At 61.3% G+C, this 17,555-nt stretch carries 13 protein-coding genes; 9 read left to right on the top strand and 4 right to left on the bottom strand.

The window, feature by feature from the left end:
* Positions 1–277 precede the first annotated feature (277 nt).
* The 4 genes from PMI31_RS07455 (at position 278) to PMI31_RS07440 (ending at position 5,210) form a co-directional block, all read left to right on the top strand.
* Complete coding sequence (locus PMI31_RS07455) at positions 278–1,774, top strand: methyl-accepting chemotaxis protein (protein WP_008017233.1); 1,497 nt, start codon at positions 278–280, stop codon at positions 1,772–1,774.
* Positions 1,775–1,967: 193 nt separating this feature from the next.
* Positions 1,968–3,557 (top strand): ArnT family glycosyltransferase, encoded by a 1,590-nt coding sequence (locus tag PMI31_RS07450; RefSeq protein WP_008017232.1) that lies wholly within the window; start codon positions 1,968–1,970, stop codon positions 3,555–3,557.
* Positions 3,558–4,119: 562 nt separating this feature from the next.
* Positions 4,120–4,524, top strand: coding sequence for a hypothetical protein (locus PMI31_RS07445; protein WP_008017231.1), 405 nt, complete (start codon positions 4,120–4,122; stop codon positions 4,522–4,524).
* A complete protein-coding gene (locus PMI31_RS07440; RefSeq protein ID WP_008017230.1) occupies positions 4,518–5,210 on the top strand; it encodes an RES family NAD+ phosphorylase in 693 nt (230 codons plus the stop codon). The genes PMI31_RS07445 and PMI31_RS07440 overlap by 7 nt, the downstream gene beginning before the upstream one ends.
* A 125-nt stretch (positions 5,211–5,335) precedes the next feature.
* Here PMI31_RS07440 and PMI31_RS07435 read toward each other — a convergent pair whose 3' ends face one another.
* The 4 genes from PMI31_RS07435 to PMI31_RS07420 all read right to left on the bottom strand — a co-directional run bounded on the left by PMI31_RS07435 (position 5,336) and on the right by PMI31_RS07420 (position 9,319).
* Positions 5,336–6,928 carry a DHA2 family efflux MFS transporter permease subunit gene (locus tag PMI31_RS07435; RefSeq protein ID WP_008017229.1) on the bottom strand — a complete coding sequence of 531 codons (1,593 nt, stop codon included), beginning with the start codon at positions 6,926–6,928 and terminating at the stop codon, positions 5,336–5,338.
* Positions 6,925–8,016, bottom strand: coding sequence for an HlyD family secretion protein (locus tag PMI31_RS07430; protein ID WP_008017228.1), 1,092 nt, complete (start codon positions 8,014–8,016; stop codon positions 6,925–6,927). Before PMI31_RS07430 ends, PMI31_RS07435 begins: the two co-directional genes overlap by 4 nt.
* Positions 8,017–8,112: 96 nt before the next feature.
* On the bottom strand, positions 8,113–8,523 hold the full coding sequence (locus PMI31_RS07425; protein WP_008017227.1) for a cupin domain-containing protein: 411 nt from the start codon (positions 8,521–8,523) through the stop codon (positions 8,113–8,115).
* Positions 8,524–8,566: 43 nt separating this feature from the next.
* Positions 8,567–9,319, bottom strand: coding sequence for an SDR family oxidoreductase (locus tag PMI31_RS07420; protein WP_008017226.1), 753 nt, complete (start codon positions 9,317–9,319; stop codon positions 8,567–8,569).
* A 262-nt stretch (positions 9,320–9,581) separates the two neighbouring features.
* On the opposite strand from PMI31_RS07420, the gene PMI31_RS07415 reads away from it, so the two are divergent.
* The 5 genes from PMI31_RS07415 (at position 9,582) to PMI31_RS07395 (ending at position 17,234) form a co-directional block, all read left to right on the top strand.
* A complete protein-coding gene (locus tag PMI31_RS07415) occupies positions 9,582–11,171 on the top strand; it encodes a winged helix-turn-helix domain-containing tetratricopeptide repeat protein (RefSeq protein ID WP_043302265.1) in 1,590 nt (529 codons plus the stop codon).
* A gap of 403 nt (positions 11,172–11,574) precedes the next feature.
* Positions 11,575–12,948 carry a glutamine synthetase family protein gene (locus PMI31_RS07410; protein WP_008017223.1) on the top strand — a complete coding sequence of 458 codons (1,374 nt, stop codon included), beginning with the start codon at positions 11,575–11,577 and terminating at the stop codon, positions 12,946–12,948.
* Positions 12,949–12,955: 7 nt separating this feature from the next.
* Positions 12,956–14,347, top strand: a complete 1,392-nt coding sequence (locus tag PMI31_RS07405) for an aldehyde dehydrogenase family protein (protein WP_008017222.1) — start codon at positions 12,956–12,958, stop codon at positions 14,345–14,347.
* 3 nt (positions 14,348–14,350) lie between these two features.
* Positions 14,351–15,511, top strand: a complete 1,161-nt coding sequence (locus tag PMI31_RS07400; protein WP_008017221.1) for an iron-containing alcohol dehydrogenase — start codon at positions 14,351–14,353, stop codon at positions 15,509–15,511.
* Positions 15,512–15,671: 160 nt separating this feature from the next.
* Positions 15,672–17,234 carry an amino acid permease gene (locus PMI31_RS07395; protein ID WP_008017218.1) on the top strand — a complete coding sequence of 521 codons (1,563 nt, stop codon included), beginning with the start codon at positions 15,672–15,674 and terminating at the stop codon, positions 17,232–17,234.
* The last annotated feature ends 321 nt before the right edge of the window (positions 17,235–17,555 follow it).

The raw sequence follows: 17,555 nt of genomic DNA, 5'->3' as shown, positions 1-17,555 counted from the left end.
GCTTTGCAATGGAGCCTGTCGTACTCCCCGCCAATTCAGCATTACATGCCTCTATATCGGACATTTTTTTCCACGAGCGACGTCGTATCCGCCAAGAATGATGGCCAAGGGCTACGCTCTTCACGGCGTCTCAAATACAGCCCGACCATGCCGCCAACAGATTCGCATCCCTGACTCTGAAAACGTCTACCCCCTTAACGCACCCAAGTCTTTCGCGATGTCCCGTGTTGCCATAAACCCTGCTTTTTTCTGGCTCATTTACATGGAGTAAGCGTACATGCCCTTTCCCCCTCGTTTCCTCGACCACTACCGCAAAGCCGACCGCATCATGCTGGGCCTGATCTGGCTGATGTTCGTCTTCGCGGTGGGCCTGGCGCTCTGGCACGACACGTTCAAGCAGGCGTTGCTGGTGGGTGGCGGCACCAGTGTGCTGTTGACGCTGTTGTATCGCGCCATCGGCGGGTCGCGGTTAATGCGTTGTTTGCTGGGGGTTGGCCTGATGGTGATGGCGGCGCTGCATATCAATCAGGCCGAGGGGGTCATTGAGTCGCACTTCGGGATTTTTGCGTTGTTGGCGGTGTTGACGTTTTATCGGGACTGGCTGCCGATCCTGGTGGCGGCGGTGACGATTGCGCTGCATCACGTGGTGTTTCATGTGCTGCAGCATCAGGGTTATCCAGTATTTGTGATGGCCCATCACGGGGGCTGGACGATGGTGTTCGTTCACGCTTTTTATGTGGTAATGGAGACGGTCGCGTTGCTCTATCTGGCGGTGCACAGCCAGGCTGACGCGGTGGAGAGCCAGGACATGCTGGACAAGATGCTCGCCACCACGTCCCAGTTCACTGCTGGTGCCGGCCAGGGTGACAAGGCGCGGGTGCATGTGTCGCTGGCCCAGCGCTTCGATCAGTTCTTGATGCAGATCACCGCGTTGGTGGACGGCGTGGTGCGTGACTCTCAGGGTTTGGGTGAGTTGGGCCAGGAGTTGGCCAAGGCCAGTAACACGCTGGAGAAAGGCGCGAAGCATCAGTTGACCGAAATCGCGCAAATGACCGGGTCGATGCAGCGCATGGGCGATGCGATGGAGCACATTGTGGTGCATGTCGAGCATGCCGTTGAGCATGCGGGCCAGGCCACTGCGCAGATCACCCGCGGGCAGCAAAGCGTGAACCGTGCGCAGCAGGAAATCACTCTGTTGGCCTCGCGTCTGGAGGGCACCAATGAAACCGTGCAGGTGCTGGCCGGACAGGCACAGCAGATCGGCAAGGTGCTGGAGGTGATCAGCAGCATTGCCGAGCAGACCAACTTGCTGGCGCTCAACGCTGCCATCGAAGCCGCGCGCGCCGGCGAGCAAGGCCGGGGCTTTGCGGTAGTGGCCGATGAAGTGCGCAGCCTGGCGCAGCGCACGGCGGTGTCCACCAAGGAAATCCGGACCATCATCGAGGCCCTGCAGCAAGGCAGCCGCAAAGCCGTGGAGGCCATGCAGGACAGTCGCGAAGGTGTGGAGCGTTGTGTCGAGGACAGTCAGTTGGCGGCGGCGATGTTGCAGGCCGTGGGCAGTGATATCTCGCAGATCGATGAGCTCAATGGGCGAATTGTCACTACGACCCGGGAGCAGTCCACGGCGAGTTTCGAGATTGTCGGGCGCTTGCAGTCGGTGCAGAGCATTGCGCAGAACACCGCGAATGACGTAGAGACGCTGGCGTCGAGCAGTCGGCGCTTGCCGCCTATTGCCACGCGCCTGGATGCGCTGGGGCGTACCTTTCATCAATGAATGCGGCGTGGTTTGCATGAACAATTGTTCATCGTGCAGATCACGGCCTTGCGCCTATTGATGTCGCGCCCCCCTCAACCGGAGCTAATGGTTTATTCGCAATCTGCTGACAATCCCATCACATTTCGCCCGATAACCTTGCAGTTCCAGCCGCTTCTCCGTCGCCACGGTGAGCGCCACGTGCGAAACACTGATGAAAAATTCGTTAGTCAGGTTTGTGAAAAGTGACCAGGGTGCGCTGATCCTCTTGCTTGGCGTGTCTGCGCTGCTGTTGCTGTCCGGATTGGGGGCAAGGGAGCTTTGGGGGGCGGAAACCCGCTGGGCGAATATCGCGTTGCAGATGTTGCAGACCGGCGATTATTTCGACCCTTACCTCAAGGGCATGCCCTATTACGACAAGCCACTGCCGTCCTATTGGTTGATTACGGCCACTGCCCATCTGATGGGTGGCCTCGGGCACTGGTCGCTGCGTCTGCCTTCGGTTCTGGCGGCGTGGCTGAGTGTGTGGCTGGTCTACCTGATCGGTGAACGGCTCTATGGCAAAGGCACCGGTTTGATTGCCGGCTGGTTTCTGGCGACGACGTTCTTTTTCGTGTTCTGGGCGCGGGTCGCCACGGCGGACGTGCTGACGGTTTGCGGTGTGCTGGCGGCGGTCTGGTGGTATTGGCGCGGCCCGGATGACACACGGCTGAGTCGGTACTGCGTGTTTTTCCTGATGCTGGCACTGACCTCGCTATTCAAGGGCTTGATCGGGTTCATCCTGCCGGGGCTGATGCTGTTGCCGCATCTGCTTGGCGAGGGACGCTGGAAAAACCATCTCAATCCACGCCTGTTCCTGGCGATCCTGGTGGGCGGCGTGGTCTACATGCTGCCGTTCATGCTGTCGCAGCGTTATGGCACGCCGACTTTCGGGCCGAGTGGGCTGGGCCTGGTGTTTCAGGAGAACGTGGTTCGATTCTTCAAACCGTTCGACAACATCGGCCCGATCTATACCTACCTGCTGTATCTGCCGGTGTATACCCTGCCCTGGGCTCCCTGCTGGATGTTCGGTTTGTGGGTGGCAGTACGCAGCTGGAAGCACACCGAAGCCAACGTTCGCTGGCTGATCCTGGGCCTCGGCTTGCTGTTTCTGTTTTTCACCGCCAGTGGCAGCCGGCGCAGCTATTACGTGTTGCCGCTGGTGCCGTTTGCGCAATTGCTGGCGGCCTGGTGGGTCACCCGGCGCATGGCTGCGCGTCAGGCGGCCGGCAAAGTCAGCGGCCCCGGCTGGACGAAGGGCATTGCCGGGACGGCCGGGTTCCTGTTGTTGATCCTTGGCGTTGTCTACCCCTGGACCAACGGCGGTGACGGCGGAGTCATGCAGTTCGCCCAGGATGTGCGCGCCGAAGCCATCAAGACCGCGCCGTGGAACGAATGGCGCATGGTGCTGGTGGATGTCGACAACAAGCTGCCCATGTACCTGCAAAATCACGGCTCACCGTTCTACTACGTGCTCCCGGATTCGGACATTCCACAAACCGGCGGCAGTGCTGCGCTGATGGCGTGGCTGGAAAGGAAAAGTGGCGAGACCTGGAATCCAGACCGCACCATCATCGTGGAGCAGTACAAGGACCTCCATCAATTGCCGCTGGATTATCTGACGGCGGACCATCAACTGATCACCACCAAACCCAACAACGGCGCCCGGTTGTTTCATTCAAAGGAAAATGGCAGTGCGGCGTTTATTCCCAATGGGAAAGCGGCGGGTAACCCGATTGTTGGGCAAGTTGCAGGCGGTGATTGAGGGCACTGCAGCGAAGTAATTGAACACGGGTGCCTGATCTGTATTAGTTGGCGATTGGCACTTTTACCTCTAAAGACACTTCAGAAAATTTGTGCAAAAAATATGAAGGTAACCCCGTTAAGAACCTCTACAAAATCACCTATCACCCAACAATTTAAGGCTTTCTAAACGATTATCTATGTGAAATGAAATGTGAAGAACCACCGTCGGCAATCATGATGCACCGGATGTTTCAGCTTTTGAGGCGATGCTGTAACACATTCAGTCAAGCTTTTGCCTCCAAACAGACCTCGCTATCAGTTGATACCTTCGCTGCCCTACCGTCATGGGCTTACCTGAATCCCCCCCCTTTGCCGAAAAAATCTACAGTTGTTCCGCCTGGTTTGCCCAGGATGTTTTTCCAGACCTGCATTGCCGATTTCAGTAACGCATCTCCTAAGCAAAATCGCAGCTCTATCGCATTGGCGCGCCGGGATCCTTTGCCCATTGGTCGCACCAATATTGCTCTATAGATTCAATATACCTACATTTAAATCTACAGATGCAAATCGAGCACACAAACATGGCCGTCCCCATCCAGGCTCAATCCTTCACAAAAAGCCAATGCGTCACCGGCCTGCGCGCCGCCGTGGGCATTCTGGAAAAGTGGAAGGCCACCGGCGATCAGGCCTGTCGCATCCTGCGCATTTCCCGCAGCACCTACACCCGCGCCCGCCAGAGTGACCCGGATTGGGCGGTGGCGCTGGATGCGGACCAGATGCAGCGCATCAGTTTTGTGCTGAACATTCATGCGACGTTGCGGCTGGTGTTCGACAACCCGGACAACGTGTATGGCTTTGCCTCGATGACCAACGACAACGAGTTTTTCAACGGGCGTTCGCCGCTGGAGATCATGGCGCAGGGCGACATGATTTCGCTGTATGAAACCTTCCGCCGCATCGACATGTTGCGGGGGGCGCAATGGTGATGGTCAGTGAACTGGCGGTGTTTGCCGGCCAGTCTTTGCAGGCCTATCGCCTGGTCAATTCGAAGTTTCCGCCCATTGCGTTGTTTGATGACGTGGCAGACGCGGATGAATTTGAAGTGTTGTTCGAGATTCAGGCGCTGACCAATCCGCGGTTGAAGAATGAGCTGGGTCAGATTGAGTTGATTGCGCGCAGCGAGATTCCGTTCGGAATTGCGGGTTGTTCTTACGCTATCGCGCCGTTTACCCACGTTAACCCGGCAGGTTCGCGCTTCAGTGATGGCAGTTTTGGTGTGTTGTACCTGGCGGATTCGATGGAAGCGGCGTTGGCCGAAGTACGGCATCACCAGGCCCTGTACTGGTCGAAGGTGCCGAGCCTGAACTATGAGCGCTTTGTGTTTCGTGGGTTGACCTGCGCCTTTGGCAATGGCGGGATGAAGGACGCTGCGGCCCTGCCGATAAGCGATCCTGTGTATGCGCCGGACGACTACAGCCACTCCCGTGTCCTGGGGCGGGCGGTGCGGGACGCCGGTTGTCCCGGTCTGCGATATCACTCGGTGCGGATGCCGGGCAGTCATTGCTGGGCAATGATGACGCCGCGTCCGGTTTCGTCGATTGTGCAGACGGCGCATTACGAGATGGTGTGGAATGGGCAGATCACCAGTGTGAGCCAGATCAGCGAGGCCTGAATGCCCCCCTCATTGCAGGAGCGAGCTTGCTCGCGATGGACGTTAACGATTACGCGTGTTTACTGGCTAAACGCGGCGCTCTTGAGTCCATCGCGAGCAAGCTCGCTCCTACAGTGAGTAGGTCATCAACTCGCCGCTTGCTCATGCACTTTCGCGTATCGCGAGAGGCCAATCTTGATGCCGACCAAGATGGGCGCGGCAAAGACAAACAGCAGGGCCACGGCGAAGAATGCCGTATCGAAGGCAATCACCGTGGCCTGACCTGACACCGCTTTGCCCAGCAGGCTGGTGGCTGCCCGGCCAGCGGCCACCTGATCCATGCCCTTCCCTGCCAGCATCGCGCTTGTGGTCATCAGCCGTTCGATGAGCGCGTGCCCTCCCGGGGTGACGTTGGCGCCCAGGACCACGCCATTGCTGACCACCTGATGGTCGATCAAGGTCTGTAGCCCGGCGACCCCCATCAAGCCCCCCAACTGACGCCCTGTATTGAACAGGCCGATGCCGCTGGCCAGGTTGCGGCTGTTGAGGTGACTGAAGGCGATCAGCGTGATCGACAGAAACAGGAAGCCAAGACCCAGGCCGCGCAGCAGGATGGCCGCCATCATGTCTCCGCTGCCGCTTTCGCTGGTGGAGCCGGACAGCATCCACATCGCCACCATGATCAGCAGGATGCCCAAGGGCACGGTCGCCACCGGCGGCACGCGGCGTACCTTGAACAGATAGGCAGCGATGAGCAGCGAGCCGACAAAAAAACCGCCACTGGGCAACAGCAGCAAACCGGCATCGGTCGGTGTGAACGCGAGTACCGACAGGGCGAACGCCGGGATCAGGTACGCACTGCCGAACAGAGCGGCACCGGCAACGAAACTGACGCAAAAAGCAAAGGTGAAATCGCTTGATCTGAACAGGCTGAAGTCGAGCAGCCCTTGGCCGTTGGCCAGAACCTGTTGGCCGAGAAAGGCCAGCAGCGCGGCGGCACCGATCACCGTCAGCACCAGGATGCGCGGTTCCTCGAACCAGTCCCAGCGGCTGCCTTGGCTGAGTACGTAGGTGAAGCAGAACAGGGCCGCAGAGAGCAGCGAGAACCCGAGCCAGTCGAACGAGCGTTGCCGGACCCGGGCAGGCACGGGGTGTTCGGCGATGAGCAAGAGGCCGGCCGCCGCCAGGGCCAGCGGCACCACGCTGAAGAAGATCCAGGTCCAGGACTGGCTGTCGATCAACCACCCTTGCAAGGCCGGTGCGAGGGTCGCGGACGCAACCACGGCCGCCATGGCGAACAGGGCTTGCAGGATCGGCTGAAGCGCGCGCGGATAGGCGCGAAAGATGATCGCTTGGCCCGCCACCAGCAAAGTACCGCCGGCGAAGCCTTGCAGGATGCGAAGTGCAATCAGCAACTCCAGCCGAGCGGTGATGGCAGCCACTGCGCACGCCAGGCCCATGACCAGGGTGGCGCCGATGATCGCGTTTCGCGCAGTAAACCGCTGCATCAGCCAAGGGGCGAGCATGAACCCGATCAGTTTGAGCGCGATGTAGCCGACATCCAGCCAGGCGAACTCGTCGGGCGTGGCATGGGTGTCGCCGATGATGTCGCTGCGACCGAGAGCCAGCACGGTGCTGGCGATCGCTTCCGTCAATGCCGCCAGCACGATGCCCGCGATGAGCAGGATGCCGGTCGTCGCCCTGGTGCTACTCGGCGTGGCGCAGGCAACGCTGTTCATGAGCCGGCTCCTTGCGATACCTCCACCCGTGCGGACAGACCCGGCACGATGCGCCCCGGCAGCGGGTTGCCGGCCAGGCGGATTTTCACCGGAACACGCTGCACGACACGCACAAAGTTTCCCGTGGCGTTGTCGGGCGGCAGCAGGCTGAACGCCGAGCCACTGCCCGGTGCGAAGCTGTCGACCACACCATTGAGTGCTGCATCGGGGTAGCCATCGACCGTGACGCGCACGTGCTGGCCAGGGCGAATCTGTTCGAGTTGGGTTTCCTTGAAGTTCGCCACGACCCACACATCGTTGACCGGCACGATATCGAGCAGGGATACGCCCGGCGTGACAAAGCGGCCGAGGCGAACCTGACGGTTACCGACCACGCCATCGACCGGCGCGTGCACCACGGTGTGCTCGAGATCGATCCGGGCGAGATCGCGGGCGGCCTGTGCCTGGCTCACAGCCGCCACGGCCGCCTCTCTTTCGGCCACCAACACCGCGATGTTTTGCTGTTGCGCCTCGACCGTTGCCGAAGCGGCCGATACCGAGGCGGCGGCTCTGGATTGCGCCGTGCCGGTTTCATCGACCAGTGCCTGGCTGACTGCGTTGCTGACAATCAACTTGCGGCTGCGGTCGTGGGTCTTGGTCGCCAGGCTCATGTCGGCGGTGGCCGAGCGTCTTTGTGCTTCGGCCTGCCGGATCAGCGCATGCTGAAGCTGGACCTGTGCATCGACATGGGTCAGGCGCGCCTGGGCGGCGCTGACATTGGCCTCGGCTTGCGCGAGTCTGGCGCGATAGTCGCGGTCATCGATCCGAAACAGCACATCTCCCGCGTGCACGGTCTGGTTGTCCTCGACCTCCAGCGCCGTGACATAGCCGGCGACCTTGGCGGCCAGCGAGGTGACGTCCCCGCGGACATAGGCGTTGTCGGTCGAGGTCACGCCACTTGAAAACGCCAGCGCCCCCCAGGCCGCCACGACCACCAGGGCACTGACGCACAGCAACAGGCCGATGGACTTGCGCCGGCTACGTCGTGCCACGCCGCCCGGGGGGCTGGTGCTGGCGGCAATGGCCGCGTTGTCCTGGAGCGAGTTCATTTTTTCATTTCCTGTGCAGTGCCTTGTACTCCAGCAGCCACAGGGCGGCAGGGCCTGCCGCCCGGCTGTCGAGCCCTCATGAGCGCGTTGGTCGGCTCACTGTTTGATCGGTGTCACAAGCACCTTTTCGTCGGTGTCGAGGACGAACACCGCCAACAGGCGTGCAGGCTGGGTGTCGCTGGCGTTGGCGCTGACCAGGTGCACGGAGCCTGGCTCCTCTACGAAGTTTTCGCCGACGTTGTAGATCTTTTCCGGCTGGCCTTTGACCTGGATGCGAAACGAGCCCTCCAGCACCGTTGCGTAGATGAAGGCCGTCTTCGGATGGGTGTGGGCCGGCGACGCGGCACCCGGCCCATACTCGACGACCACGCCCCTCATGCTCTTGCCAGGGATGTTGGGAATGGGACGGTCAAACACCACCGTCACCTTGCCGGGGGGCGGCTCGGCGGCCGACGCGCTGATCGAGAGCGCTGCAAAGACAGCGGCCATAAGCAATCGGGTAACCATTGGATTTCTCCTGGGTGCGTAGGGAAATGTGAGGTGAGATCCGTTACTGCGCTGTCGACCGGGCCAGCCAGTCGTCGAAGCGGATCGCCCCCAGGCGTGCATTCTTGCCGGTGACCAGCGATTGATCGTTGAGCACGGCACCGAAGTAACGCGCATGCACGTCCGGCACGACCTTGCGGCTGTCCTGGGTCGCCCGCAGATAACGCCTGGCCAGTTCATCGATCGGCATGGTTTCCGGGCCGCCGACTTCAACCGTGCCATTGACCGGTGCTGCCAGCACGACATCGGCCAGCGCCGCTACCACGTCGTCGGACGCGATCGGCTGGATCAGCGCCGGCGAAGCATGAATTTCCTCGCCAACGGCGAACGACTGGACAATGCCGCCGGCAAACTCGGAGAACTGCGTGGCACGCAAAATGGAGTAAGGCATGCCGGACGCCTTGATAAGGGCTTCCTGCGCGACCTTGGCCCGGAAATAGCCGGTATCGGGAAGCCGTTCGCTGCCGACAATCGACAGGGCAACATGATGACGAACCCCGGCAGCGGCTTCGGCGGCCAGCAGGTTACGGCTCGACGTTTCAAAGAAATCGAGAACGGCCTGGTCTTCCCACGACGGCGCGTTCGCCACGTCGACCACCACATCAGCGCCATCCATCGCTTCGGCCAGGCCTTCGCGGGTGATGCTGTTCACGCCCGTGCTGGGGCTGGCGGCGAGCGCCTCATGGCCTCGCTCGCGCAGGGTGTTCACAAGTTTCGATCCGATGAGGCCGGAGCCTCCGATGACGACGATCTTCATGGTTTTTTCTCTCCACTTGTCGAACGCAACCATTGCGTCGGTGTAGAGAGATTGCCTGCGCGCACCGGGCAAGTCCTTGCGCCGGGCTTGGGTTTGCCTTGGCGAACGCTTGGATTTATGTCCAAGGCTACTGAGGCTGCTCCAGCCGCCCTTGCCGCAGACTGTGCAGCGGATGTCGAGCTGCCTTATCATCTTCCCCTGTTACCAACCGCCAGCCGCCTGGAACACGGAGTTGAGGGCGCTTCGCCAGGGGATGCTCAACTTGCCATTCGCGTTTGAAGACTACGTACTCGATCAGGAGCGCCGGGAGCTGACCCTGCGCGGGCAAGTCGTGGCCGTCGGACCGCAGGTCTTCGACCTGTTGCTGCTGTTCGTCAACAACCCCGATCGGGTCGTCAGCAAGGACGAATTGCTCACCGCGGTATGGGGTGGCCGGATCGTTTCGGAATCGACGATCACCAGCCACATCAATGCGGTGCGCAAGGCCATCGGTGACACCGGGGAGGAACAGCGCCTGGTGCGCACCGTCGCCCGCAAGGGCTACCGCTTCGTTGGCCGGATCAACGGTGAGATGACCGGGCAAGCGCGACAGCCTGACATCGATGAAGACTCGACCGTCGCCCCGAAACAAATCCCCTCCTCTACCCTCGTCCTGCCGGATAAGCCCTCGATCACCGTCCTGCCCTTCCAGAACCTGAGCGGCGATCCGGAGCAGGAATATTTCGCCGATGGCGTCGTGGAGGACATCATCGCTGCCCTGTCGCGTATTCGCTGGCTGTTCGTCATCGCGCGCAATTCGAGCTTCACCTACAAGGGCCGGGCGGTGGACGCCCAGGGTGTCGGCCAGGAGCTGGGCGTTCGCTACGTGCTCGAAGGCAGCGTGCGCAAGTGCGGGAACAAGGTGCGCATTACCGGGCAACTGATCGACGCGACGAGCGGGACGCACATCTGGGCGGAGCGCTTCGAAGGCACGCTCGACGATATCTTCGAGCTGCAGGACCAGATTGCCGAAAGCGTCGTCGGCGCGATCGCGCCGCAACTGGAACGGGCGGAAATCGAACGCGCCAAGCGCAAGCCGACGGAAAGCCTGGACGCCTACGACTATTACCTGCGCGGCATGGCAAAACTGCACAGCGGCAGCCGGGAAGCCATCGAGCAGGCACTGCCGATGTTTTACAAGGCCATCGAACTCGACGCGGAATTCGCCTCGGCCTATGGCATGGCCGCCTGGTGCCACTTCTGGCGCAAGATCAATGGCTGGATGATCGATCGGCCTGCAGAAGTCACCGAGGGCATACGGCTGGCGCGTCTGGCGGTGGCCCTCGGCCGGGACGATGCGGTCGCACTGACACGCGGCGGACATGCACTGAGCCATCTCGCCGGTGAAATCGACGGCGGCATCGCACTGCTCGACAGGGCGCGCCTGCTCAATCCCAACCTCGCCCCCGCCTGGTTTCTGGGCGGTATCCTGCGGGCGCTGCACGGTGAAACAGACGCCGCCATCGAGCATTTGAACCATGCCGTTCGCTTGAGCCCGCTGGATCCGGAAATGTTCAGGATGCAAGTCGGGATGGCACTCGCGCATTTCTTCGCCGGGCACTTCGATGTCGCAGCAGACTGGGCGGAAAAGGCACTGGGCAACCTGCCCAGCCTGCTGCCCGCGGCGACGCTGGTGGCAGCCAGTCATGCACTCGGCGGGCGTATGGATAAAGCGAAGTGGGCGATGCAACGCCTGCGAGAGCTCGATCCCTCTTTGCGCCTCGCCACCCTCAAGGACTGGTTACCCATTCAACGGCCCGAGGACTTCGCCCGTTTCGTCGATGGACTGCGGCTGGCCGGGTTGCCGGAGTGAAGGCGCCCGTACCTGTACCTGTACCTGTACCTGTACCTGTACCTGTACCTGTACCTGTACCTGTAGGAGCGAGCTTGCTCGCGAAGAACTCAAGAGCACTGCGATTAGCCAGTAGCCCCTCGTAATCGTTAACGACCATCGCGAGCAAGCTCGCTCCTACAGGGTTCAGCGTTCAACGTTCAACGTTCAGCGTTCAGCGTTCAGCGTTCAGCATCAAACCTCATGCGCCATTTCGGTCGTGCGTTGGCTTTCACCTGGCAAAACTCACAGTTTGCAACGGTAGGCTAAGCTTGGAACTACTCGTTGCTCATGATGCTCGGTTCTGCAGGTTTTGGGTGTTTCTGGAGAGCGTCTGCAACAGCGATCTCAGACTGGCCCAAACCTTTCACGCAGGATTGACGTGATGACCGAGCCCCTCCTCAGTTTTGATGCACTCAAACGCGCCGCGGCTGCCGGCGAAATCGATACCGTGCTGGTCTGCATGATCGACATGCAGGGACGCCTGGTCGGCAAACGATTCCAGGTCGAGTTTTTCATCGACAGCGGCCACGAAGAAACCCACTGCTGCAACTACCTGCTGGCCGATGACATCGACATGGAGCCGGTGCCGGGTTACGCCGCGGCCAGTTGGAGCAAAGGCTACGGCGATTTCGTGCTCAAGCCAGACATGTCCACCCTGCGGCGCGTGCCCTGGCTTGAATGCACGGCGCTGGTGCTGTGCGACGTACTCGATCATCACCATCGCCAGGACCTGCCCCACAGCCCTCGGGCGATTCTGAAAAAACAGGTCGAGCGCCTGCACGCGCGCGGCTATACCGGCATGTTTGCCTCGGAACTCGAGTTCTATCTGTTCGATGAGAGCTACGAGGCGATCCACGAGCGCAACTATCACAAACCGAAAACCGCCGGCCATTACATCGAGGACTACAACATCCTCCAGACCACCCGCGAAGAGCCGGTGCTGCGGGCGATTCGCAAGCATCTGCAGGCATCGGGCATTCCCGTGGAAAACTCCAAGGGGGAATGGGGCCCGGGCCAGGAAGAGATCAACATCCGCTACGCCGATGCCATGACCATGGCCGACCACCACGTCATCATCAAGCACGCCTGCAAAGAGATCGCCCAGTTGCAGGGCAAGGCGATCACCTTCATGGCCAAGTGGCGCTACGACGCCGCCGGTTCCAGCAGCCACATCCATAATTCGCTGTGGGACAAGAACGCCAAAAAGCCGCTGTTCTTCGATGCCAAAGCCGAGTTCGGCATGTCGAAACTGATGCGTGCCTGGGTCGCCGGGCAGCTCAGGTACGCCAACGACATCACCTGCTTTCTCGCGCCCTATATCAACTCCTACAAGCGCTTTCAGGCTGGCACTTTTGCGCCAACGCGGGCGGTGTGGAGCCGCGACAATCGCACCGCCGGCTTTCGCTTGTGCGCCGAAGGCAGCAAAGCCATCCGCATCGAATGCCGCATCGGTGGCGCCGACCTCAACCCCTATCTGGCCTTCGCCGCATTGATCGCGGCGGGCCTGGCCGGTATCGACGAGAAGCTCGACCTCGCCCCGCCGTTCGAAGGTGACGCCTACCTGGATGAGCATTTGCCGGAAGTGTCCAAGACCCTGCGCGAGGCGAGCGCCGCACTCAAGGCCTCCAGCATGTTGCGCAAGGCGTTCGGCGATGAGGTGGTCGACCATTACGTGCACACCGCCGAGTGGGAGCAGAAAGAGTACGACCGGCGAATCACCGACTGGGAATTGCAGCGCGGCTTCGAGCGCTATTGAGAACATCATGACTGAGACGGTTCAACTGATCTCCCCGGTCGATGGCCGGGTGTACGTCGAACGCGAGGTGGCCGATGCGGCGCAGGTCGAACAGGCGCTGACGGCCGCTGCCAGTGCACAGGCGTCATGGCAACGCCGCTCACTGAGCGAACGCGCAGCGTTTTGCACTGCCGCGGTGGACGCGATGCTGTCGATGCAGGCGGACATCGTGCCGGAGCTGGCCTGGCAGATGGGCCGACCGGTGCGTTATGGCGCCGGCGAACTGCGCGGTTTTGCCGAACGCGCCCGGCACATGATCGCCATCGCGCCGCAGGTCCTTGACCGGGTAGAACCCGAGCCTGTCGCGGGATTTCGACGCTATATCAAACGCGAGCCGCTGGGCACGGTGCTGGTCGTCGCTCCGTGGAACTACCCCTATCTGACGGCGGTGAACACGATTATCCCGGCGCTGATGGCCGGCAACAGCGTGATCCTCAAACATGCGTCCCAGACGCTGCTGGTGGGCGAGCGTTTTGCCGAGGCCATGCGTCGCGCAAAACTGCCCGAGGGGCTGTTCCAGAATCTGCTGCTCAACCATGTATCGACCGGGGCGATCATTGCTTCCGGGCGTGTGCAGCAAGTGAACTTCACCGGTTCCGTGGAGGCGGGCAAAGTCATGGAAAGCGCCGCCAGCGGACAATTTCTCGGCATGGGCCTGGAGCTCGGCGGAAAAGACCCGGCCTATGTCCGCGCAGACGCCAACCTTGAACATGCGGTGGAAAATCTGGTGGACGGCAGCTTCTTCAATTCCGGGCAGAGTTGCTGCGCCGTGGAACGTATCTACGTCGACCAGAAAATCTTCCCGGTGTTTGTCGAGCGCTTCGCCGAACTGACACGCCAGTACGTGCTGGGCAACCCGCTGGACGAAGCCACTACCCTCGGTCCGCTGGTGACACCGGGCGCCGCATTCTTCGTTCGTGGCCAGATCGCCGAAGCGCTGGCCCAGGGTGCGACGGCGCTGATCGATCCGCAGGCATTTGCCGCCGACGTACCGGGCAGCGCCTACCTCGCGCCGCAGGTCCTGGTCGATGTCACCCATCAAATGTCGGTCATGCGCGACGAAAGCTTTGGCCCGGTGGTCGGCATCATGCCGGTGGCCAGCGATGACGAGGCCATTGCCTTGATGAACGACAGCGAATTCGGGCTCAGCGCTTCCATTTGGACCCAGGACCTCGCAGCGGCCGAGCGCCTGGGCAACGAAATCGCCACCGGCACAGTGTTCATGAACCGCTGCGATTACCTGGATCCGGCACTGGCCTGGACCGGCGTGAAGCACAGCGGGCGCGGCGTCACTCTGTCGCCATTGGGCTACGAGCACCTGACCCGGGCCAAATCCTTTCATCTGCGTCACGAGGTGTAGACCATGAACCTGACAGGAAACTGGAACTACCCCACGAGCGTTCGTTTCGGTGTCGGGCGCATCGCCGAACTGGCCGACGTCTGTCGCAGCCAGGGTATCCAGCGGCCGTTGCTGGTGACCGACAGCGGCCTGGCGCGCGCGCCGATCACCACGGCGGCCCTGGACGCGTTGCGCGCCGCCGGCCTTGGCGTCGCGCTGTTCTGTGACCTCAAGCCCAACCCGGTAGAAGCCAACCTGGCTGGCGGGCTCGACGCCTGGCGTGCCGGCCGGCACGACGGCGTGATCGCCTTCGGCGGCGGCAGTGGCCTGGACATGGGCAAGCTGATTGCCTTCATGAGCGGCCAGACCCGCCCGGTCTGGGACTTCGAAGACATCGGCGACTACTGGACCCGCGCCGACGACAGCCGCATCGCCCCGGTCATTGCGGTGCCAACCACGGCGGGAACCGGTTCCGAAGTCGGTCGTGCGGCGGTGATCATCGACGAGCGCACCCACACCAAACGCATCATCTTCCACCCGAAAATGATGCCGCGCGTGGTGATCAGCGACCCGGCCCTCACCGTCGGCATGCCGGCCAAAATCACCGCCGGCACCGGCATGGATGCATTCTCCCACTGCCTGGAAGCGTACTGCGCCCCCGGCTTTCACCCCCTGGCCGATGGCATTGCCGTGGAAGGCATGCGCCTGGTGGCCAATTCACTGGTGAAGGCAGTACACACGCCGTCGGACCTTGAGGCGCGCGCGCAGATGCTCGCGGCGGCGGCGATGGGCGCCACGGCATTCCAGAAAGGCCTGGGCGGAATGCATGCGCTCTCGCATCCGGTGGGCGCGCTGTACGACACCCATCACGGCATGACCAACGCCACCTTCATGCCCTATGTCCTGCAGTTCAATCGCACGGCCATCGAGGAGCGCATCACCCGCCTGGCGGCGTACCTGCGCCTGCCCTCCCCGGGATTCGACAGTTTCCAGGCCTTCGTCCTCAAGCTGCGCAAGGACATCGGCGTGCCCCATACCCTGGTTGAACTGGGCGTGGATGACCGGCAGGCCGATCTGATCGCGGACATGGCGATTGTCGACCCCTCCGCCGGCGGCAACCCGCTGCCATTGACCCGGGACGGCGTGGCAAGGATTTTCGACGCGGCGTTTCACGGCCGTCTGTAGGAGCGAGCTTGCTCGCGATGGACTTGAGGATGACGCGGGGTGTCAGGCTCCCCGCGTCATCGTTGACGTTCATCGCGAGCAAGCTCGCTCCTACAGAAAACCAAGGTCGAGCCTACGGCGGCTCAGTTCGGCCTGTCCAAAACCTGAAGGGGCACACATCATGAACCCAGCAAGCCAGCCCGGCACCGACGCGCACGACGATGACGTCAAAGTGCTGCACAGCATGGGCTATGCCCAGCAACTGTCACGACGAATGGGCGTTTTCTCCAACTTTGCCATTTCCTTTTCGATCATCTGCATCCTCTCGGGTGGCATCAACTCCCTGGCCCAGGGCACCTCGGGCGCGGGGGGTATATCCATCGGCATCGGCTGGCCGATCGGCTGCCTGATCTCCGGGGTGTTCGCCATGGCCATGGCGCAGATTTCCTCAGCCTACCCCACCGCTGGCGGCCTGTACCACTGGGGCTCGATCCTGGGTAACCGCTTCACGGGCTGGCTGACCGCGTGGTTCAACCTGCTGGGGCTGGTCACGGTGCTCGGGGCGATCAACGTCGGCACCTATTACTTCTTTTTCGGGGCCTTCGGACCGGCACTGGGCATGGAGGACACGACCACGGTCAGGGTGATTTTCCTGGCGATCCTCACCGGCCTGCAGGCCTTGTGCAACCACCTGGGCATCGGACTCACCGCCAAGCTCACCGACTTCTCCGGCTACCTGATTTTCGCCACGGCGCTGGCGCTGACCATCGTCTGCCTGATCTCGGCACCCAGCTACGAATTCGCCCGGTTGTGGACCTTCAACAACTATTCCGGCGAGGTGGGCGGCAGCGTCTGGCCGCAGGTCTCGAACGGCTGGATTTTCATGCTTGGCCTGCTGTTGCCGATCTACACCATCACCGGTTATGACGCCTCTGCGCACACCTCCGAGGAAACCCGCAATGCGGCCATGTCGGTGCCCCGTGGCATGGTCATGTCGGTGGTCTGGTCTTTGCTGTTCGGCTGGCTGATGCTCAGCGCGTTCGTGCTGATGCTGCCGAGCATGGACGAGGCGGCCAAACAAGGCTGGAACGTGTTTTTCTGGGCCATGAATACGCAAGTGAACCCGTTGCTTCGGGACGTGCTGTACGTGGCGATTTTCATCTCGCAGGTGCTCTGCGGACTGGCCACCGTGACCTCGGTTTCGCGCATGATCTTCGCGTTCTCCCGGGACGGTGGCCTGCCCTGCTCAAAAGCGCTGTCCTCGGTTTCATCGACCCATCGCAGCCCGGTCGCGGCCATCTGGACCGGTGCCACCCTCGCGGTGCTGTTCGACTGGGGATCTTCGGTGATCTCGATCGGGGCAACGCCGGTCTATACCATCGTGGTGTCCTGCACGGTGATCTTCCTGTTCTTCTCCTTCGCCATTCCCATCGTGCTCGGCCTGTTTACCTACGGGACGTCGAAGTGGCCGACCATGGGGCCATGGAACATGGGGCGCTTCTGGTACTCGGTGTTCGCCATCCTCTCGATCCTGTCGATGATCATCATCTTCGTCATCGGCATCCAGCCACCGAACGATTGGGCGCTGTACATCACCATCGGTTTTCTGATCCTGACCGCCATCGTCTGGTTCGGTTTTGAAGCACGACGGTTCCAGGGGCCGCCAGTGGGTGACATGATCGTCAAGCGCCAGGCTGATATCGCTGCGGCGGAAGCGGCATTGAACAAGCAAACCGGAAATTGATGGCCGCTGCGTGCCATTTTGTCTAGTCCTGAAACAGGTTTACTCCTGTTTCAGGACTCGCTCCCCCCAGTACCCACGTATCTTCCGTCCTCTAAAACAAAAAAAAAGACAGAGCCGCTACGTCGATCGCGATTGTGTCGATCAATCCGCCTCAAAAAAAGAAGCGTCCTACATACAAACAAATTCCTGCGCGCCTTAATCCCCGTCTTTGAGTTCGTCACAGGTGCTGGCAGCGCTTGGGGCGAACACGGGTTGCTGATACCGCAGGACATTTGTTAATGGAACTGACAAAGATTTTTTCGCCACAGAACCGGCGCCTGA

This window comes from Pseudomonas sp. GM55 (genome assembly GCF_000282395.1).
Classification (GTDB): Bacteria; Pseudomonadota; Gammaproteobacteria; order Pseudomonadales; family Pseudomonadaceae; genus Aquipseudomonas; species Aquipseudomonas fluorescens_CC.
Note: the sequence above shows the minus strand (reverse complement) of the source record. Positions and strands in the feature narration are given on the sequence as shown.